The following is a 20,681-nucleotide window of genomic DNA, read 5'->3' as shown; positions in this document are numbered from 1 at the left end:
TAGCGATGATTAAGCATTTTTTGAATTTAGAATGGAAGGCGTTTTTTAGGTCGGCTAGTTTTGGAAAAAGTCTTGGTATCAAGATTTTTATGGGCTTTATGGCATTATACTTTATGGTGTGCTTTCTGGTTATTGGATTGCTTATGGATAAAATTTTAGAAAAGGTTTATCCCGATACAGATGTTTTAGTTTCCTTTAATTCACTTCTATTCTATTGGATTTTAGGTGATTTAGTATTTCGGTTTTTCTTTCAGAAGTTACCGGTAATGAGCGTAAAACCATTATTAACACTACCTATCAGTAGGAGTAAGGTTGTTAATTTTGTTTTGGGTAAATCAGCATTATCTTTTTTTAATTTCTTACCCTTGTTTGCAATTGTTCCGTTTGCTTTTAAATTAATCTTTTTTAAAGATTATCCTTCGGGGTCAGTTTTAATTTGGGTGCTGGCAATAATTATTACCACTTTAATAATTAATTTTATAAATTTTATTATTGAAAGCTTTTCGGCAGAAACCGAATTGTCATTTCTTCCTGTAATTTTAATTACAGGAGGTCTATTCGCATTAGATTATTTCAACATTGTATCTTTTAAGGGTTTAGTGGGCGGTGCATATAATACTATTTACGAATCTCCCTTTCTGGTATTAGCCTTGGTTTTAATTTTAGGCATAGCGTATTTTTTAAATTTCAAATTGCTGCATAAAAAACTCTTTCTAGATAGTGGATTAAAAACCGAAGTAAAAGAGGTTAATGCATCTAATTTGGAGTGGACCAAAAATTTTGGAGATATTGCGCCCTTTATGCAATTAGATTTAAAACTGATTTGGCGAAACAAACGCACTAAATCTTCAGTGTGGATGCTAGCTCTAGGCTTATTGTATGGGTTATTTTTCTATCCACAGCCTGCTTACCAGGATAAAACCTTCTTTTTCATCTTTATAGGTATTTTTTCAACAGGTATTTTTTTAATAAACTTTGGGCAATTTGTACCAGCATGGGATAGTGGCTATTACAAACTGCTAATGAGTCAAAATATCAAATACGAGCAGTATTTAAAGTCTAAGTTTACTTTAATGGCATTAAGTGTTTTAGTGTTGTTTGTTTTGGGCATCCCTTATGTGTATTTCGGTTGGAAAATTCTATTTGCCCACTTTGCAGCAGCAATTTATAATATAGGTGTTAATACACATGTGATACTTTGGGGAGGATCCTACAATAGGAAAAAGATAGATTTAAGCCAAAAAGCAGCCTTTAATTATCAAGGTACAGGAGCAGTACAGTGGCTTATCGGTATTCCACTATTATTATTCCCAATGATAATTTTTGCATTACTCAATTGGTTATTAAGTTTTGAAATTGCATGTATCACGCTTATTGCAATGGGGGTTTTAGGCATTGTATTTCATCAAAAGTTAATGCGATTTATAACAGGAAAATATTTAGAGTCAAAATATAAAATGATTGATGCATTCGATCAAGAAAATTAAAATAAAGTCATGATAGCAACATCAAATTTATCAAAGAAATATAGCGGAAATCAGGTGTTACACATTGAAAATCTTGATATCCCAAAAGGACAGAGTTTTGGTTTAGTTGGAAACAACGGAGCCGGAAAAACTACGTATTTTAGTTTATTACTAGATTTAATTCAACCAACAACAGGGCATATCATATCACATGATATTCAAGTGAATAAAAGTGAGGCGTGGAAACCTTTTACTTCGGCTTTTATAGATGAAAGTTTTTTAATAGGCTATTTAACACCTGAAGAGTATTTCTACTTTGTAGGGGAGCTTCGCGGACAAAATAAAGCTACTGTAGATGCCTTTGTAAGTCAGTTTGAAGATTTTTTCCATGGAGAGATTTTAGGAAAAAAGAAATACTTGCGGGATTTAAGTAAAGGAAACCAGAAAAAAGCTGGTATTGTAGCTGCACTTATTGGAAATCCTGAAGTGGTTATTTTAGACGAGCCCTTTGCAAACCTTGATCCTACCACACAAATCAGATTAAAAGGTATTGTAAAGGATTTAGCTGAAACAAAGGGCGTTACAGTGCTTATTTCAAGTCATGATTTACTGCACGTAACAGATGTTTGTGAGCGTATTGTAGTGCTTGAAAAAGGAGAAGTTGTAAAGGATTTGGTAACCAATGAAGCAACGTTAAAGGAATTGGAAGCGCATTTTGCAAACTAGACTAATATGGCTAGATAGAAGATTAAGCAAATAGTAAATATTGTTTGGTTTTTGATAATAAGCTCGCAGATAGTTGCGTTAGGGATTGAACGGTGTGTTTGAAATCCCCGACGAAGGAGGGATTGAGTAGTGAAAGCCCGACCACGCTTTAAGCGGGGTAACGCCCAAATAAAAAAACGCTTCCAATACAAGCGTTAAATTTTGTGTACTTTTGCAAGGCTATGCAGGAGTTAAAACTTTCTAGTTGGTTGCCTACCACAAATAAAGAGGTCAAAATTCGCGGATGGGATGCACTTGATGTTATTCTTTTCAGCGGTGATGCCTATGTGGACCACCCAACGTTTGGACCTGCGGTTATTGGCCGTTTGTTGGAAAGTTTTGGGTTGCGTGTGGCTATTGTGCCGCAACCTAACGTGAATGATAATCTTCAAGATTTTGTAAAATTGGGTGCTCCAAAATTGTTTTTTGGGGTAACGGGTGGGTGCATGGACCCAATGATTAGCAACTACAATGCGAATAAAAAACGCCGAAAAAAGGATGCGTATACGCCCAATGGCGATATTGGATTTCGCCCTGATTATGCCACTACGGTTTACACAAATATTTTAAAAGAAAAATGGCCCGATGTGCCCGTTTTAATTGGCGGTATTGAGGCTTCTTTGCGTCGTGTAACGCATTACGATTATTGGAGTGATAGGTTGATGCCTACGATTTTAGAGAGCTCTAAAGCAGATATGTTGGTCTATGGAATGGGAGAGCAGCCACTCAGAGAGGTGGTGCGTTTGGTGCAAAAAGGGGTGCCGTTTAGCAGTATTACTACTGTTAAGCAGACAGCGGTGTTATTGGATGAAGGCGCAAAAATCCCCAAAAACAGTAATTGGGAAGATGTTGAGATTGAGTCGCATGAGGTGTGTTTGAAAAACAAGAAAGCCTATGCCTCTAACTTTAAAATAATAGAGCAGGAGAGCAATAAGCTAGCGGCACGAAGAATTTTTCAGAAGGTTGGAGATAAAACGTTGATGATTAATCCGCCATATCCAACAATGACTGAAGCTGAAATTGACGCATCTTTTGAATTGCCTTATACAAGATTGCCTCATCCTAAATACAATAAACGCGGACCGATACCTGCGTATGAGATGATTAAGTTTTCCATAAACATTCATCGTGGCTGTTTTGGAGGCTGTAGTTTTTGTACTATTTCTGCGCATCAAGGAAAGTTTATTGCGTCTCGAAGTCACGAATCTGTACTGCGAGAGGTAGATACGGTAGCGAATATGCCTGATTTTAAGGGTTATTTGTCTGATATTGGAGGTCCTAGTGCCAATATGTATAAGATGAAAGGTAAAGTACAGGAGATTTGTGATAAGTGTGTAGCGCCGTCGTGTATTTCGCCTGTAATTTGTAGTAATCTAGATACGTCTCATAAGCCTTTAACTGATTTGTATCAAGCTGTGGACAGCCATCCAAAAGTAAAAAAATCGTTTATTGGTAGTGGCATTCGCCATGATATGCTAGTACCAGAATTCAATAAAAATGCCGACCCGAAAGAGTTAGACGATTATACAGAAGAGGTGATGACGAAGCACGTTTCTGGGCGATTGAAGGTAGCACCAGAGCATACTAGTGATCCTGTTTTAAAATTGATGCGAAAACCATCTTTTAGTTATTTTCATAAGTTTAAAGAACGGTTTGATAGAATTAATATGAAGAAAGGATTGAAGTTACAGTTGATTCCTTACTTTATATCAAATCACCCAGCTTGTGAAGCCGAGGATATGGCTAATTTAGCTGCAGAAACCAAAGATATGGGCTTTCAGTTAGAGCAAGTACAAGGCTTTACACCAACACCTATGACGGTAGCTACTGTTATTTACTATAGCGGTTACCACCCTTATACGCTTAAAAAAGTAAAAACGCCTAAAACACAAAAAGAAAAAGATGAGCAGCATCGATTTTTCTTCTGGTATAAAGATGAAAACAAGGCTTGGATAAAAAATACGCTTAATAAACTAGGGCGTCAAGATTTATTAGATGTGTTGCTTCCTAAAAAAGAAGAAAAATGGCGTAAAAATAAACCAGGAAAGCCTAAGCATACGTTTGATGATGCGGTACCTTTTAATCAGCGGAAGAATAAAGCTAAGTTTAGGAGCAAAAAGAAACGGAGGTAAGTTTTTTTAATTTTAATTGATGACAATCGTTTCATATGTCGATGTGTAATAAAACACATTAATCAATTCATATGAAAACCACCAGAATTTTTTCGGCATTATTAGCATTACTATTTATTGTATCATGTTCTACATCTTCAGATGATGAAGAAATACAAGACAAAGAAGCAGCCATTGAACGTATTTGGCAGCTAAGGGATATTACTAATATTAATTTAGAGGGTAGTGCTGTTCCAGTTGAAGTGTCTCAAGAAATACGTACTATTGTTAACTTAATAGTGAATGAGGGTTGCGAATTAATGGCTTTTGAATTTAAACCCGATCAATCATTTACTTTAGAACAATATGATGTGAGTGATTTTAACCCTTCTACAGAAGAAGTAGAGTATGTTGTAAGATGTGAAAATATAGACACATTTGATGGTACATGGGATTTAAAAGAAGGTCAACTTATTATTTCTGGGGAAGACGATGAGTTTAGCGCATTTTCCATTAGATTAGAATCTAGCCTAATGATTTTAGAAGATGTTCCACTTGGAGCAATTTTACCTGTAGATGGAGAAGGAGATTTTGTTTTTGAAAAGCTGGGTAATGGGTAAATAAATTTGTTATTAAAGAATCTCCATTTTAATTAAACATTAAAAAAGGAGATTCTATAGAATTTAATGCGCCTCCAATCGGTTATCACCTATATCCAGATCTTACATCTTTAGGGACTTCTAATTTACAAGCATTTTAGTTCCAAAATTACCTTCTGAAAGCTTTAGATGTATATTGATCATTGTACTTTTAATGATAAACACCGTTTGACCAGCGAAAAAAAAGAGAAGTTTATATCAAAAAAATAGCCTTCAGAATATAAAACTCCGAAGGCTAAATAAAATCTGTTTTTATTGTTACATGGCGGCTTCGTAAATACTAATGGTATCTTCTAAGTTTACCTCTCTAGGATTTCCACCAGTACAAACATCATCTAATGCGTTTTTAGACATGAGTTCGAAATCTTCCTCCTTAACACCTAATTCTTTCAATCCAGAAGGAATGCCAACAGCTTTGGATAAATTTTTTATAGCTTCAATTGCGGCATAGGCGCCTTCATTGTCATCCATATTTGAAACATCTACGCCCATGACCTCTGCCACTTTTTTTAATTTCGGTGCACATTCTGGAATATTGAACTGCTCTACATGTGGTAATAAAACAGCATTTGCAACACCGTGAGGCATGTCATAAACACCGCCTAACTGATGTGCCATAGAGTGTACATAGCCTAAACCGGCATTTGAAAATGCTTGTCCTGCAATAAATTGTCCCCAAGCCATTTGATTTCTAGCTTCTAGATCCTGTCCGTTTTTTACGGCTTTTTCTAAACTTGAAGAAATGAGCTTAATAGCTTCTAAAGCTAACGTATCAGACCACTCAAAAGCGCCTTTGGTGACATAAGTTTCTATGGCATGGGTTAAAGCGTCCATTCCAGTAGCTGCCGTTAAATCGGCAGGTTTGCCCAACATTAGTTCAGGGTCGTTCACAGCAATTGATACCAAACAATTTTTGTCTACCATCACCATTTTTTTATGTAGCTTTTCATCCGTAATTACATAGTTTATGGTGACTTCACTAGCGGTACCAGCAGTTGTGTTTATAGCTATTATGGGAAGAGAGACATTTTTTGACATGTGTATACCTTCATAATCTTCTATGTCGCCTCCATTAGTTGCCAAAATACCAATGGCTTTACCGCAATCCTGAGGCGACCCTCCGCCTAAGGTGATAATAAAATCACAATTGTTTTCTTTTAATACCTCAAGTCCATTATTAACATTTTTAACTGTAGGGTTGGGCTTTACATCATTAAAAACAACTGTTTCTATATTTGAAGATTTTAGAATGTTTAGAACTGTTTCGGCAACGCCAATTTTCACCAGTACATCATCGGTTACAAAAAGCGCTTTCTTATAAGGAAGCTCTTTGAGTTCTTCTGCGAGGTCATTTAACGCACCTGGACCTATCATACTTAAAGGTGGCAGGTATATTCTTCGATTTTGTAACATTTTTCTAATATTTAGAAGTTAAATTTATTTGCTACAAAATTCTCAAATAGTTGCTTCTTATTTAATGACTTTTGTCACATAAAACATAGCAATCTTTGTTTTTTTAATCTTTGGTTGGCTTTAAAAGCTCATATCCTTGATTAATGCCTTTTTCAACAGCGGGAACACCACGCTCCATCCATACTGGTTTTGCTGCTCCTTTCAAATAATAATCAAAAAATTGAGCCATCCTGATATTAAAATCTTTTCTATTTTGATATTGTAAAGGCCAGTGCGGTTCGCCATTATAGTTTAAAAACCAGGAGGGTTTACCCAAACGCCGTAAGCTTACAAAAAACTCTATACCTTGATACCACGGTACATGGCCATCAGCATCGTTATGCATAATGAGAAGTGGCGTATTGATTTTGTCGATATTAAAAACAGGAGAGTTTTCAATGTAGCGCATGGGGTATTCCCAAGGTGTACCACCAATTCTACTTTGCGTGTGCTCATATTGAAACTGTCTGCTTAACCCTGTCCACCATCTAATACCGCCATAGGCGCTAATCATATTTGGTACTGGAGCTCCGCTTTCCGCCGCTTTAAAAATATTTGTTTTAGTTACCAAATACGCTATTTGATAACCGCCCCAGCTATGGCCTTGAACCCCAATATTATCTTTATAAATAAACCCTTGGTTTATTAAATGTGTGACCCCAGGAATCACACAGTTATAGGCGCTTTCACCAGGGTAACCGATACGATAGGCTATATCAGGATTAAAAATGACGTAACCACGGCTTGTATAAAAACTGTAATTTATTGTTGATCGTCCAAAGGATGGTGCACGGTGATTGTGCAATCTATCTGAATTGCGTTCATAGAAATTAACGATCATCGGGTATTTTTTATTCGGATCGAAATTTTCAGGTTTTGCTAATAAACCTTTAAGTTTTTTCCCATCCAGAGACGTCCATTCTACAAGTTCAATTGTGCCCCAGTTAAACTCCTTTTGTTGTGGATTGGCATCACTTAATAAGGCTTGTCCTTTAAAATTTAAATTGCTGAATCTTAAATTAGGGAATTCTTTAAAAGATTCTCTAGTAAATATGAGCGCATTTGAAAGTGCAGCTTTATCAGAAACACGATATCTGTAAGGTCCTTTTTCTAACTGTTTTAGCTTGTTGTTTTTTGGATTAAAAGATGCAAAACCAGCTTCTTTGGTAGTTTCATTAAATGTGGATAGTAGCCAGTCAGAATCAGAACTAATAAAATCAATCTCTTTATCTAATTTGAGATAGCGATATACCGTTTTTGAGTTACGACCATTTGTTAAATTAGTAGACTCACCAGTATCTGGATTAAATTTCCAAATATCATAACGGTCATATAAAAGGATATCCTTGTCTGATGCTGTCCATCCAGCTAAACCGTATGAATTGGGATGTTTTGGAGAATCGTTTAATTCATCATAGAATAATTTGTTTGTTGTGATTGCATTGAATTTTTTAGCAGCTATGTTGTAGGTAAACCAGGTGCTATCGTTCATTTTATAACCATAAGCATATTTCCCTTTTGGGCTAAGATTCACATTTCTTACGCCTTTAACGGCAATCTGTTGTTCGCCTGTTTTAAGGTTTACTGTAGCAAAATCCCTGATGCGCATCCCTGTCCACTGACTTTCTAGTTCATAAGGTTTTTTGGTGCTTACCAAAGCAATATTAGCGTTCCCTTTATCAGTTAATTTACCATCAGGGAATTCAGTTGTCTCTATTTGAATTGTTTGTTTTGTTTTATAATCATAAACAGTTTCGTAGGCTTTTATGGTATCGTTTTTCATTTGCAATTCCTGAACTGTGTAAAGCGTTGGTTCGTCATAGGTCCAAATCTCAACATTTACAATTTCGTCTTTAAGTAATGTTGTATCCTTTACAATTGGAGGCGTTCGCAATCCAAAGAAGAGTTTACTTTCATCCTGAGAAAAATGTAATTCACCATGAGGCGATACAATATAGCCTTTGGGAGTAGAAGTATTATTATGGAGTTTGACTGCCAAATCGTTCCCCTCTTCCCATGTGTATAATGCGTTGGGACGTATTTGTATTTTAGTGGTATCGGTGTCCACTACAAAAGCAAAACGTTTACCGGTTTCGCTTAATTTGAGTTGGGTATATTTTGCCTTTATAGATGTAAAGGTCTGTGTCAGTTTATTTTTTGAGAAATCATAAATATACACACCTTCATTCTTGTGATCTTGTTCACCAGTAGTTGAAAATGCTAGTTTTTGTCCTTTTTTCGCAAAAGTATATTTGGTTACAAATTTGAAAGTATCCTGGGCTTTAGTAGTTAAATTTCGAACAATTAAATGACATCCGTTTTTCTTACTAACCTTTTTCGCTTTCTTGTCTTTTTTTGTTTTGGAGCTGTCGGTTTCTTTTTGTTTTGCCTCTTTTTTCACGTCCTCTAAATAGTAGGCTAAGTAACCAGCCCATTTTTCTGGAAGGCTGTATGATTTTACATTTGGAATTTTTGATAGTGCTTTGGTGCTGAGGTTGTAAATGGCTAAGGTGTCCTTTGGGAGCTTGTCTTTTTTTACTTTTTTACGCTTCAAATTATCAATAGCCTCTTTTAAAGGTTTTATTTTGAAGATTAAAAATTTTGAATCGTATGAAAATGTTCCATTTGTAGCACGATGATATTCCAAAAGGGTTTCTCCTTTTTTTGATTTTAAAATGAGGTGACTATCGGAGTTGTCAACTTCCAAATCGTAAACTATAAAGTTTCCATTAGGAGAAATATGGTCATTATCTATAGATTTCCATTTTGCTACATCGTCATGGGTTAAAATCTTTTTCTGCGCAGTAGAAATTAGTGAGACAAACAGGAACACATATGCTAGTGAAAATTGCATAAACTAATATTTTAAGATGTATATAAATTTATAATAAACTCTAAGCAAGCTCGAGACAAGTTTACTTATGTTAAAATCTAATGCGCCTCCAACCAGTTATCACCTATATCCAGGTCTACATCCAAAGGCACCTCCAATTTATAAGCATTTTCCATTTCGGTTTTTACTAAAGATTTGATGGCGTCCAATTCTGGTTTGTACACATCAAAAACCAATTCATCATGTACTTGTAATAGCATTTTAGTTTTAAAACTATCTTCTGAAAGCCTTTGATGTATATTAATCATGGCAATTTTAATGATGTCGGCAGCACTACCTTGTATTGGCGCATTTACAGCGTTACGCTCTGCGGCACCACGCACCACGGCATTTCTGGAATTAATATCCTTTAAATAACGACGACGCCCTAAAACTGTTTGTACATAGCCATTATCACGCGCAAAATCTACTTGTTCGCTAATGTGATTTCTAAGTTTAGGATAGGTTGCATAATAGGTATCAATCAATTCTTTAGATTCAGCTCTCGATAGATTTGTTTGATTACTCAACCCAAAAGCTGAAACGCCATAAATTATTCCGAAGTTCACTGTTTTGGCATTGCTTCGTTGTTCGCGAGTTACGCTTTCAATTGGGACATTAAATACTTTTGAAGCCGTAGAGGCATGAATGTCTTCCCCATTTTTAAACGCCATAATCATGGTTTCTTCTTTACTTAAAGCCGCAATAATACGCAGTTCTATTTGAGAATAATCTGCCGCTAAAAGTGTGTAATCTTCGCTTCGCGGAATAAATGCTTTACGTACTTGACGACCACGTTCTGTCCTAATAGGAATGCTTTGAAGGTTTGGATTATTACTACTTAAACGCCCTGTAGCAGCTACGGTTTGCATATAATCGGTGTGCACATGCCCGGTGTTTTCATCAACCTGAGTAGGTAAGGCATCTACATAGGTGCTTTTTAGTTTTGAAAGCCCTCTAAAGTCCAATATATTTTGAATGATATCATGGTCTTTAGCCAAATAACTCAATACATCTTCGGCAGTGGAATATTGCCCTGATTTTGTCTTTTTAGGCTTATCAACCAACTTCATTTTTTCAAAAAGAATGACACCCAGCTGTTTTGGTGATGCAATATTGAATTCCTCACCAGCTTTCTCATATATCTTTTGCTCTAGAGATTTGATGTCATTATCCAAAGCTTCAGACAATGAATTCAAAAATGCTATATCCAAATTAATACCCTCCAGCTCCATATCTGCCAAAACTCGTAACAAGGGAATTTCAATCTCATCAAATAGTTTTTGTGTATTCGCTTCGCCTAATTCATTTTGAAAATGTTCTTTAAGTTGCAGTGTGATATCGGCATCTTCAACCGCATATTCGGTTTGTTTTTCCAAGGGCACTTCGCGCATGGATAGTTGGTTCTTTCCTTTTTTGCCAATTAAGGTTTCAATGGAAATAGGCGTATAATTCAAATAGGTCTCGGCTAGCACATCCATATTATGGCGCATGTCTGGATTGATCAGATAGTGTGCCAACATGGTGTCAAAGAGCTTCCCTTTGACGCTAACATTATATTTTGCTAAAACCTTAATGTCGTATTTTAAGTTCTGACCAATTTTCTCAATGGTTTCACTTTCAAAAAACGGACGTAGTTGCTCAATCAATTCTTGAGCTTCATCTTTTCTTTCAGGAAATGGTACGTAAAACCCTTTGCCTGCTTCCCAAGAAAATGCAATCCCAACTAATTCTGCGGTGAGTGGATTCAATCCAGTAGTTTCTGTATCAAAACATACCGAAGTTTGACGCATTAAATTTTTAATGAACAATTTAGTAGCCGTTCCAGAAGCCACACTTTGGTAAAAATGAGGCGTAGTTTCTGCTGTTTTTCTCGTGTATTCCGAAATAGTCTCAGTATCGTTTGAAGGATCTGCTCCAAATAATGAAAACTGACCAGCTCCAGCAGATTTTTTTTCTTGTGGTGTGGGTTTACTTTCTGTTTTGGACGACGTAGCAGCTGGTGCACTAGAGGCTGTAGAGCTTTCGTCAGCAAACGTTTTTAGGAAATTTTCAGTTAAGCGTCTAAACTCTAGGTCTTGAAAAATTTGCTTTACCTTTTCAACGTCTGGATGGTCTAGTTCAAAATCTTTGGCATTAAATTCAACAGGTACATCTAGCATTATGGTGGCTAGTTTTTTTGAAAGTAACCCAAGTTCTCCATTAGCTTCTACCTTCTCTTTCATTTTGCCTTTTAGCTGATCGGTATTTGCCAAAAGCCCTTCCATACTGCCAAATTGTGCAATAAATTTTTTAGCGGTTTTTTCACCAACTCCTGGTAAACCAGGGATATTATCACTAGAATCTCCCATCATCCCTAAAAAATCAATCACTTGCATTGGGTCTTCCACTTCAAACTTTTTCTGGACTTCAGGAATTCCCCAAGTTTCATAACCACCTCCAAACACGGGACGGTACATAAAGATATTTTCAGTAACCAATTGCGCAAAATCCTTATCTGGAGTTACCATATAGGTTTTGTAACCTTCTTTTTCTGCTTGTCTCGAAAGTGTTCCTATAACATCATCTGCCTCATACCCTTCTTTAACCATGATTGGGATATGCATCGCTTCCAAAATATTGCAGATATGAGGAATTGCAGTGCGAATCCCCTCAGGCGTTTCATCTCGGTTGGCTTTATAGGCTTCATACATTTCAACACGATCCACGCTGCCGCCTTTATCAAAACAAACGGCTAAATGATCAGGACGTTCGCGTTTAATCACATCCAAAAGAGAATTCATAAACCCCATAATGGCCGAGGTGTCTTCCCCTTTTGAATTAATTCTAGGGTTTTTTATAAAAGCATAATACCCACGGAAAATTAAAGCATAAGCATCAACTAAAAAAAGGCGTTTTTGGTCTGACATTTTGAATGTTTTGATAGAAAACCAAAGCTACGAAAAGTTGACTTTAATTTTATTGAAACAAAAATTTAATACGTTACTTTTTGTTTGTCTAGTACTGTTTTAGTTCTGTATGCATAAAACAATAAGTAAACAAAACATGCTACAGCAATCCAGTAAGAGGATTGAATGTCAAAAACATCGGCCAGTTTTCCTTGTACTGGCGGTATGATGGCACCGCCAAGAATCATCATAATTAAAAAAGCAGATCCTTGTGATGTGTATTTTCCCAATCCGGCGATACTTAACGTGAAAATACATGGCCACATAATAGAGCAGAACAATCCTCCTGATAAAAATGCAAACAAAGCAATATTTCCAGATGAAAACAATCCGATTAGCATACCGATAACGCCTAACAAACTAAAGATCTTTAAGGTAGCCACAGGGTTATCTTTAGCCAAGAAAAACCCTAAAATTTGTACTGCAATACAAATGGCAAAAAATAAAATTTCGTTTGTGGTAAAGCTGTATTTTATGGAATTTACCAAAATAATGACTCCAAAAGCAATGTAAGGCACAATGATGAGCAATGCTTTTTTTAACCCTTTACTCGGATTAAATACGGTTATGGAACCAACCCATCTCCCAATCATCAAACCGCCCCAATACAGTGATATGTAAGACCCCAACTCAGAATCATTAAGCACTGGCAACCCAAGAGCGTTGAGCCCAGAATTGGCAACCCCTTTTTTAAGTAGTTCGCCTAAATTACTTCCAATGGTTACTTCAACGCCCACGTAGGTAAAAATGGCCAGCATTCCCAAAACAAGTTGTGGATACTTCATGGCGCCCCAACCTTCGTCTTTTTTTGACGCACTGGAATATGCAAAAAATACGGCAGCAATTACAGCAAATAGCGCTACAAAAAGAATAATGAGACGTGTTTGTTCTAAATCTTCTGAAGCAGTTGCATAACCAGAATAAGTACTAAAGATGTAGCCAAAGCAGCTTATGATTACAAGCGTTAACAAAATTAATAAATTTCGAGCTTTATTGGCGGGTTCAAAAGCGGTTTCAGACTTTAGGGCAGGTAATTTTTTTGAAAAATGGAATAGAGCAGCGGCCGCTAAAAATAAAACACCTACACCTACATAAAGCCACTGTACGGTTATTAATGTAATTTCGTTATGGGCAATCATATTTGCCAATTCATTGGTAGACCAAGACGCAGACCCAAATATGACAAGACTAACCACTACTGGACCAATAGTGGTCCCAAAGGAGTTGATGCCGCCTGCCAAATTCAAACGGTGCGAGCCCGTTTTAGGGTCGCCAAGAGCAATAGCAAATGGGTTTGCCGCTGTTTGCTGAAGCGAAAACCCTAAACCAACAATAAACAAAACAATGAGTACAAAATAGAATACTGCGGTCTGTCCTTGTTCTGCACCTGACGTAGCAGGAAATATTATAAAGGCACCAATAGCCGATAGTAATAAGCCATAAACAATGCCGTTTTTATATCCCCAATTATTCAGAATATCTCTTTTTATGGCACTGGAAAGAATAAACAGCAATAAAGCCCCTATATAATATGCACCATAAAAAGCAAAATCCACTAATTGCGATTGAAATTGATCAATATTAAAATAGGTTTTGCAAAATGGGATAAACACGCCATTTGAGGCAGCAATAAATCCCCAAAAAAAGAAAACCGTCACCAAGGTGGCTAAAGCAGATTTGTTGTTTTTATGTTCCATAAGTTAGTTAAGTTGTTACAGGTTGCCTAATATACTAAAATGTATAGTAACTCTTTTTCTGCTATTCAGTCTTTTTAATAATAGTACTATGGCGAAAATCATTAACAATATTATAAGATTAGCTACGTGCTATAATCATTATATTTACAAAAAAAGAAAACTATGCTGCGCTGGGTTATTTTCTTGCTCATATTTATAATAATTGATGTTTATGCTTTTCAAGCATTTCGTACAGTGTCAAAAACTATTTGGCTAAATGTAGTGTACTGGGTTATTACCTTATTAGTTGTTGGTAACCTTATTTATCAATTTTATGGTTTAACTCGCAAGGATTTTGGTAATCCGCAAGCCTTTGCTTTTGGATTTTTCTTGGCTATTTTAATACCTAAAGTAATCATTCTGGGAATCATGTTTGCCGAGGATATCTTTAGGGTACCTCAAGCAGCATTCCGTTATTTTACCGAGGGTTCAAATGCTGATGTAAAATATTTACCCTCCCGTAGAGCCTTTATTTCTAAAATAGCTTTAGGGATTGCTGCCATTCCTTTTGGTGCTGTGCTTTATGGAATGTACAGAGGAAAATACAACTTTAAAGTACTAAATTATACATTGACTTTTGAAGATCTGCCCGAGGCTTTTGATGGTTATAAATTAACACAAATTAGTGATGTACACTCCGGTAGTTTTGATAATATTGAGAAGGTAGAATACGCCATTAATTTAATAAATGAGCAAAAAAGCGATGTCATTTTATTTACTGGAGACATGGTGAATAATGAAACAAAGGAAATGCTACCGTACGTAGACATTTTTAAAAAGCTCAAGGCTAAAGATGGCATGTATTCAGTTTTAGGAAACCATGATTATGGTGATTATTTAAGATGGGAATCCGCGGAGGCTAAAGCCCAAAATTTAGAGGATTTAAAGGACTTACAAAAGCAAATCGGTTTTGATTTGCTGTTGAATGAAAGCAGGTACGTTGAAAAAAATGGAGAGAAGATAGCCTTAATTGGTGTAGAAAACTGGGGAGCTGGAGGCTTTAAAAAAGCGGGAGACTTGAAAAAAGCCTCTGAAAAAGTCGATAAAAACGATTTTAAGATACTGCTAAGTCATGACCCTTCACATTGGGAAAAGCAAGTGATCCATGATGATTATCATTATCACTTAACGCTCAGTGGGCATACGCACGGGATGCAGTTTGGTGTCGAAATACCAGGATTGTTTAAATGGAGCCCTGTAAAATGGCGCTACAAGTATTGGGCAGGTATCTATAAAGAATTGGGGCAGTATATAAATGTAAACAGAGGTTTTGGCTATTTAGGATTCCCAGGTCGCGTTGGTATTTGGCCAGAAATAACTGTGATAGAGCTTAAAAAAGGCTCACATAATGCGTAATTGCATGTAAATGTTATATTTACTCTAAAAATTTACTATTTTTATAAATAAGTCAGAGTGAACCCGCACAAAAAAGAATTTTAGGTATCGTCAAAAAAATATGTGGGTTTGTGTAAGATGTTTTAACTAAAACATTAAAAATATGTCAAAATTTGGGGAATTAATTGATGTTGAAGTCCCAGTACTGTTTGATTTTTATGCAGAATGGAACGAACAATCTACAGCAATGCATCCTGTGCTTCGTGATGTTGCTGCTGCCCTTGGCGATAAAGCTAAAGTCATTAAAATTGATATTGAAAAAAACCAAGAACTCGCCGATGCACTTCGTGTTAAAGGCTTACCAACATTAATTATTTACAAAGATGGCGAAATGAAATGGCGCCAAAGTGGCGAACAAGATGCCGATACCCTTATTGAAGTCATTCAAGAGTATATTTAATTTCTGAATTTTTATTTTTTGGGCGTTACCCCACCCTTCGAGTACCTCAGGGTAAAAAGGGTCGGGCTTTCGCGAGTCGCTCTCTGTGAGGAGCTCCAACAATCGCTCAATCCCTAACGCACTTACTTGCTAGAGTTTGGTTTTTGACCAAAAGCTGTTTTGTTATTGGGAAGTTCGTTTAACGGTTAGATTTGGTTCCGTTATAATGAACTATATCGGATGTTAAACGAAGTTATCGTTTTTTTCTGACAAAGTCAAGAGGGTTTTTAATAGTTTACCTTCTATTAAAGACTATTCAACCCCCTAAATTCATACTCCGATTTACTATAATGCTCTAAAACTTTTGGCAACGCATATTGCATATTTTTTGAAGCTTTTACACTATCATGAAATACAATGATACTCCCGTTTTTTGCTTTTGAAACGACGTTGTTATAGCATTCCTCCTTTGAAACATTTTTATCCCAATCAAAAGACAACACATCCCACATAACAATACTGTAGCCTTTTTCTATGAGCGATTTACCTTGTTTGGGCGTGATTTTTCCGTAAGGCGGACGGAAGAAATTAGCGATTAACGATTTTTGATTAACGATTTCGGAATTGGAACTTCGCATTTGCGATTTATAAACGGTTTCGCAAGCTTCAACATCTTTCAGATAGGCTTTGTTTTTAACTTTCCAGCCTTTAATATGGTGTTGTGTGTGGTTACCAATGCTATGACCAGCATCTAGAATTTTTTTAAAAATCTCGGGATGTTTTTCAACATTTGCGCCAATACAAAAAAAGGTTGCTTTGGCTTGGTATTGTTCCAAAATATTTAACGTCCATTCCGTGATTTCTGGTGTAGGGCCATCATCAAACGTTAGATAAATCTCCTTTTCTAAAGTGTCAATATTCCAGACATAATTCGGGAATAGCGACTTAACAACTTTAGGTGTCTTTACGGGTGTTAACGGCATATTTTCTGCCAATATTTAATCTACGGCTTCAATAGGCGTAGTGCTATCTGAAGGGATATCCACATCGGTGTTTTCTACATCAGCTGCATCTTCTTCACCATAGAAATATTTAAACAACTTTAGATAATTATTAAAAGTAGTACTTTCTTTCTCTGCAAGTTCCATATCGTAATTGGCAAGCACGTCAATTAAACCTTTGTAACGCTGGATATCAACATAAATATCCTCAAACAAACGTTCTTGGTTCTGTTCTGATAAACCGCTGTAATAGGTTAGGTTTTCTTGGTACTTTTTGCTCACTTTAAAATATAGGTCCCTTGCTTTTTCCTTAGAGCCTACTTCATAATAGGCACCAATGTATGGTTCTAGTAATGTGTAATATCCAAAATACTCTACCGGCATATTTTCCATTGCTATATCTGCAATTTCCTCGGCCTTTTCAAGTTTATCTTCATTAATTAATTCTTCAACCAAACGCGCTAAGTTGCCTCTATAGGTTATAGAGTTTTTGCGTGTTTCAGGGTCGTGATATATATCTGGACTTCCGCTATTACCCCAATCCCATGTTTTTACTTTTTCATACATAAGATCTGTGTCTATACGCCCCATATCAAAAGGGTTTGCCCTGTCAACTTCAGTTTTAATTGGCACAAGCTTATAGCACATGCCATCCAGTTGAAGGTAATCTTTCATCCAGATATAATCGTCATCGCCAAAGCTTCCTCCAGTGAAATAAATAGGGCGTTTCCATTCGTTATTGGCAACCACATCTAGCATTAACAAACGGTTTTTGTATATAGCGCCTCCTTTAATAGTGATATCAATATGTGGTACTATTTTATCGGCATCTTCAGGTTTTACAATGCCACTTTTTAGAGCATTTTCTTTGTTAACGTCAATGCGGATGTTGCGGGTGTATAAATAGTTAGCATTCAGGTCTTGATTTCTAATACCAGAAATATCATAACCCTGTTGCTGCATTAAATATTTGTACTTGGATTTTGGACTATCACTTTGAATGAAGTCTAAAGCCTTTTTTAAGCTTATGGTGTCTTGAGTAAGTGGCTCAATCCTAACATAATCGTTTGTACCATATAGATAGTCTTTATGATCGAGTTGCGATGGAATAGGATCACTTTCGTAAGCCTTTCGCTTCATTTGGTCTATATACCAATCTGTTTGGAACAAGCTGGTGTTTACTACTCTAACATCTGTACGATAGCCTTCAATTTCCTGAGCATACCAAAGGGCAAAAGTATCATTATCACCAATGGTAAATAGTATGGCATTTTCGGCACAGGAATCTAAATATTTTCTGGCCATAGCTTGTGCGGTGTATTTATCAGAACGGTCATGATCGTCCCAGTTATTGGCTACCATGATACCAGGCACCAATATCAAGCATGCTACGGTAATTACGGGTACGGCCAGGGATTTGGGCAATTTATCTTTTAATGTATGGTAAATAGCATACACCCCAAAGCCAATCCATAAGGCAAACACATAAAACGAACCAACAACCGAATAATCACGCTCACGAGGTTCAAATGGTCTCACATTGGTATACACTTGGATGGCTAATCCTGTAAAAAGGAAAAATACTAGCATTACCCAAAAGCGTTTTCTATCTGTATTCAACAGGAAAAACATCCCAATAAGCCCCAGAATAAGAGGTAAAAAGTAATAGGTGTTTCTCGCCTTGTTGTTTTTTACATCGCTTGGTAAATTATCTTGGGAATACCCTAGATGCCACTCGTCAATGGGTTTGATGCCACTTATCCAATTGCCATTATTATCCAATTTACCCTGTATGTCATCTTGTCTTCCAGTAAAATTCCACATAAAATAGCGCCAGTACATATAGCCTAATTGATATTCAAATAAGTACCTAATATTACTTGCTAAACTGGGTTTTTCAATATTTAAATTACTTTGTTCCTTTTTCAAGAAATTGTTGTAATCTTCATAATCCACATTACCCTGGGCAACTTGGTTTCTAAAGTCGTTTATTTGTCTTTTGTATTGGGTTACTTCATTAATCGCATAAGTATTGGCCTGTTCTTCACTTGCCCCTGCATTAATGGCAGCCCTGTAATATGATTTGTAAAGGTCTTTACTTACAGTAAAGTTTAAAAACCCTGTAAACATCATATAGTTTTCGGCATGTTCACCGCTCCACATTCTTGGTAAAATAGAAGCATGCTCTGAGTTATAATTTTGTTTGGCATCTTTATACTCGTTTACAATAACATATTCTCCTTTTTCCTCATCTTTCTCATATTTAGGTTTATCGTCTACATACGGATTGTTTTTATCCAAATAGGCATACATATCGGTAAACTGCGGACCGAAAAACAAGTGTGTTTCAGGATATTGCTCTAAATTATAATACGCTAACAGCTCCCGTGCACTTGATGGATTATTTTCATTAATCACCACGTTTGCATTGGCACGAATAGGTAGCATTAACCATGTTGAAAACCCAATAATGATAAAAGTTAAACACAAAATACCTGTGTTTAAATGCACATAATTTTTTTGCCTTGTATACCTCAAAGCATACAAAATAACGCCAACTAAAAATAGACCAGCAATGATGGAACCAGAGTTAAAAGGTAAACCAATACTGTTCACAAAGAAAATCTCAAAAGCACTAAAAATCTTGAGAATATTTGGTGCCAATAGTTTGAACACAAACAACAGAATTGCCACCGACACCACATTTGCAATAATAAAGTTTTGTACGGTAACCGTTTTGTAGTTTTTAAAGTAATAAATAAGCCCAATTACGGGAATGGTTAATAAACCCATAAAGTGCACCCCAAAGGACAGTCCAATTACAAAAGCAATTAAAATCAACCAGCGATTACCGCGGGGTTTGTCCATATCCTGCTCCCATCTTAGTGCTAACCAGAATAGCGCAGACATAATTAAGGTAGCCATTGCATAAACCTCAGTTTCTACGGCGTTAAACCAAAACGAATCACTAAAGGTAAAAGCTAAACTACCTACTAAGCCACTTCCTAAAATGGCCTGTAATTGTTGTTTGGTTAAATCTACGTTCCCTTTGTTTTCTGCGTTTTCAGAATTTAGATGCCTTACAAGTTTGGTAAGTAGCAATGTAATGGTCCAAAACATGAATAAAATGGTAAAAGCACTAGCTACGGCGCTCATCATGTTCATCATCCATCCGATAAGCTCATTATTGCCAAAAGTAAACGTTGAGAAAAAAGCCCCAAGCATTTGGAACAAAGGCGCCCCTGGCGGATGCCCTACTTGTAGTTTTGATGAGGTTAAAATATACTCTCCTGCATCCCAAAAGCTTACCGTGGGTTCAACCGTTAAACTGTAGGTAATTAAAGCAATTAAAAAAGAGAACCAGCCCAAAATGGTGTTCCATTTTTTAAAATTAAAATCCATCATCTAGAATCTGTGTTTGTTAGCTGTGGCGAATTTAACAATAAATATCAAACGAGAATAAATATTATATTCCCGTTAACATTAACGTTTTCACATCGTGCAGATTATGGATCACGAACTCTTTTTTTAACACAAACGGTTTCATAGCGCGTATTTTTCTAAAAAAAATCTTGTGCAAATAAAACTTTGTGCTAAATTTGCACCCGCATTGGCCTATGGTGTAACTGGCAACACGTCTGGTTTTGGTCCAGAAGAGTCTAGGTTCGAGCCCTAGTAGGCCAACTGTAATAAATCCTCATTTAGTTTTTAAATGGGGATTTTTGTTTTTTTGGCGTTACCCGCAAGGGGTCGGGCTTTTCACTATATCTTTTTCTCGTGCCTCAAAAAAGGATGCCGTTTCTATCCCTAACCTTTAGATTAGCAAATACTATTAATTGTTATTACATTTAAAAAGGACAGAGTGAACTTATATCCCTAACTAGCTAAAAAGAGCTA

General features: G+C 36.3%; 12 protein-coding genes and 1 tRNA gene. 7 read left to right on the top strand and 6 right to left on the bottom strand.

Annotated features, from left to right (window positions below):
* Positions 1 to 5: 5 nt before the first annotated feature.
* The 4 genes from EYD45_RS14595 to EYD45_RS14580 all read left to right on the top strand — a co-directional run bounded on the left by EYD45_RS14595 (position 6) and on the right by EYD45_RS14580 (position 4,962).
* Positions 6 to 1,487, top strand: coding sequence for a DUF5687 family protein (locus EYD45_RS14595; RefSeq protein ID WP_130965300.1), 1,482 nt, complete (start codon positions 6 to 8; stop codon positions 1,485 to 1,487).
* Positions 1,488 to 1,496: 9 nt separating this feature from the next.
* Positions 1,497 to 2,192: an ABC transporter ATP-binding protein gene (locus EYD45_RS14590; RefSeq protein ID WP_130965299.1), complete on the top strand. Its 696-nt coding sequence runs from the start codon at positions 1,497 to 1,499 to the stop codon at positions 2,190 to 2,192.
* A 221-nt stretch (positions 2,193 to 2,413) separates the two neighbouring features.
* Positions 2,414 to 4,363, top strand: a complete 1,950-nt coding sequence (locus EYD45_RS14585; RefSeq protein ID WP_130965298.1) for a YgiQ family radical SAM protein — start codon at positions 2,414 to 2,416, stop codon at positions 4,361 to 4,363.
* A 71-nt stretch (positions 4,364 to 4,434) separates the two neighbouring features.
* Positions 4,435 to 4,962, top strand: a complete 528-nt coding sequence (locus tag EYD45_RS14580; protein WP_130965297.1) for a hypothetical protein — start codon at positions 4,435 to 4,437, stop codon at positions 4,960 to 4,962.
* A gap of 297 nt (positions 4,963 to 5,259) precedes the next feature.
* Here the strand turns inward: EYD45_RS14580 and EYD45_RS14575 are convergent, their stop codons facing one another.
* From EYD45_RS14575 to EYD45_RS14560, 4 genes are all read right to left on the bottom strand, one after another.
* A complete protein-coding gene (locus EYD45_RS14575) occupies positions 5,260 to 6,414 on the bottom strand; it encodes an iron-containing alcohol dehydrogenase (RefSeq protein WP_130965296.1) in 1,155 nt (384 codons plus the stop codon).
* Positions 6,415 to 6,517: 103 nt separating this feature from the next.
* Positions 6,518 to 9,307 (bottom strand): alpha/beta hydrolase family protein, encoded by a 2,790-nt coding sequence (locus EYD45_RS14570; protein WP_130965295.1) that lies wholly within the window; start codon positions 9,305 to 9,307, stop codon positions 6,518 to 6,520.
* Positions 9,308 to 9,384: 77 nt separating this feature from the next.
* Entirely contained in the window at positions 9,385 to 12,234 is a 2,850-nt protein-coding gene (polA, locus tag EYD45_RS14565; protein ID WP_130965294.1) for a DNA polymerase I, read from the bottom strand.
* A gap of 65 nt (positions 12,235 to 12,299) precedes the next feature.
* Entirely contained in the window at positions 12,300 to 13,970 is a 1,671-nt protein-coding gene (locus tag EYD45_RS14560; RefSeq protein ID WP_130965293.1) for an MFS transporter, read from the bottom strand.
* A gap of 162 nt (positions 13,971 to 14,132) precedes the next feature.
* On the opposite strand from EYD45_RS14560, the gene EYD45_RS14555 reads away from it, so the two are divergent.
* Together EYD45_RS14555 and EYD45_RS14550 are read left to right on the top strand one after the other, a co-directional pair.
* Positions 14,133 to 15,365, top strand: a complete 1,233-nt coding sequence (locus EYD45_RS14555; RefSeq protein WP_130965292.1) for a metallophosphoesterase — start codon at positions 14,133 to 14,135, stop codon at positions 15,363 to 15,365.
* A 142-nt stretch (positions 15,366 to 15,507) separates the two neighbouring features.
* Complete coding sequence (locus tag EYD45_RS14550) at positions 15,508 to 15,804, top strand: thioredoxin family protein (RefSeq protein ID WP_130965291.1); 297 nt, start codon at positions 15,508 to 15,510, stop codon at positions 15,802 to 15,804.
* 284 nt (positions 15,805 to 16,088) lie between these two features.
* On the opposite strand, the gene EYD45_RS14545 is transcribed toward EYD45_RS14550, so the two are convergent.
* Positions 16,089 to 16,778 carry a polysaccharide deacetylase family protein gene (locus tag EYD45_RS14545; RefSeq protein WP_317127940.1) on the bottom strand — a complete coding sequence of 230 codons (690 nt, stop codon included), beginning with the start codon at positions 16,776 to 16,778 and terminating at the stop codon, positions 16,089 to 16,091.
* A 3-nt stretch (positions 16,779 to 16,781) separates the two neighbouring features.
* A complete protein-coding gene (locus EYD45_RS14540) occupies positions 16,782 to 20,189 on the bottom strand; it encodes a DUF2723 domain-containing protein (protein ID WP_130965290.1) in 3,408 nt (1,135 codons plus the stop codon).
* Between the two features lie 206 nt (positions 20,190 to 20,395).
* Here EYD45_RS14540 and EYD45_RS14535 point away from each other — a divergent pair.
* Positions 20,396 to 20,468 (top strand) — tRNA-Gln (locus EYD45_RS14535).
* The last annotated feature ends 213 nt before the right edge of the window (positions 20,469 to 20,681 follow it).

It is taken from the genome of Hyunsoonleella flava (assembly GCF_004310325.1).
GTDB lineage: Bacteria > Bacteroidota > Bacteroidia > Flavobacteriales > Flavobacteriaceae > Jejuia > Jejuia flava.
The sequence above is the reverse complement of the archived record's forward strand: the minus strand, read 5'-3'. Positions and strand labels throughout refer to the sequence as shown.

Bases quoted from the DNA above. Each gene is read 5' to 3' on its own strand.
- EYD45_RS14595 (WP_130965300.1), top strand. From the start codon at position 6: ATGATTAAGCATTTTTTGAATTTAGAATGGAAGGCGTTTTTTAGGTCG.
- EYD45_RS14590 (WP_130965299.1), top strand. From the start codon at position 1,497: ATGATAGCAACATCAAATTTATCAAAGAAATATAGCGGAAATCAGGTG.
- EYD45_RS14585 (WP_130965298.1), top strand. From the start codon at position 2,414: ATGCAGGAGTTAAAACTTTCTAGTTGGTTGCCTACCACAAATAAAGAG.
- EYD45_RS14580 (WP_130965297.1), top strand. From the start codon at position 4,435: ATGAAAACCACCAGAATTTTTTCGGCATTATTAGCATTACTATTTATT.
- EYD45_RS14575 (WP_130965296.1), bottom strand. From the start codon at position 6,414: ATGTTACAAAATCGAAGAATATACCTGCCACCTTTAAGTATGATAGGT.
- EYD45_RS14570 (WP_130965295.1), bottom strand. From the start codon at position 9,307: ATGCAATTTTCACTAGCATATGTGTTCCTGTTTGTCTCACTAATTTCT.
- polA (WP_130965294.1), bottom strand. From the start codon at position 12,234: ATGTCAGACCAAAAACGCCTTTTTTTAGTTGATGCTTATGCTTTAATT.
- EYD45_RS14560 (WP_130965293.1), bottom strand. From the start codon at position 13,970: ATGGAACATAAAAACAACAAATCTGCTTTAGCCACCTTGGTGACGGTT.
- EYD45_RS14555 (WP_130965292.1), top strand. From the start codon at position 14,133: ATGCTGCGCTGGGTTATTTTCTTGCTCATATTTATAATAATTGATGTT.
- EYD45_RS14550 (WP_130965291.1), top strand. From the start codon at position 15,508: ATGTCAAAATTTGGGGAATTAATTGATGTTGAAGTCCCAGTACTGTTT.
- EYD45_RS14540 (WP_130965290.1), bottom strand. From the start codon at position 20,189: ATGATGGATTTTAATTTTAAAAAATGGAACACCATTTTGGGCTGGTTC.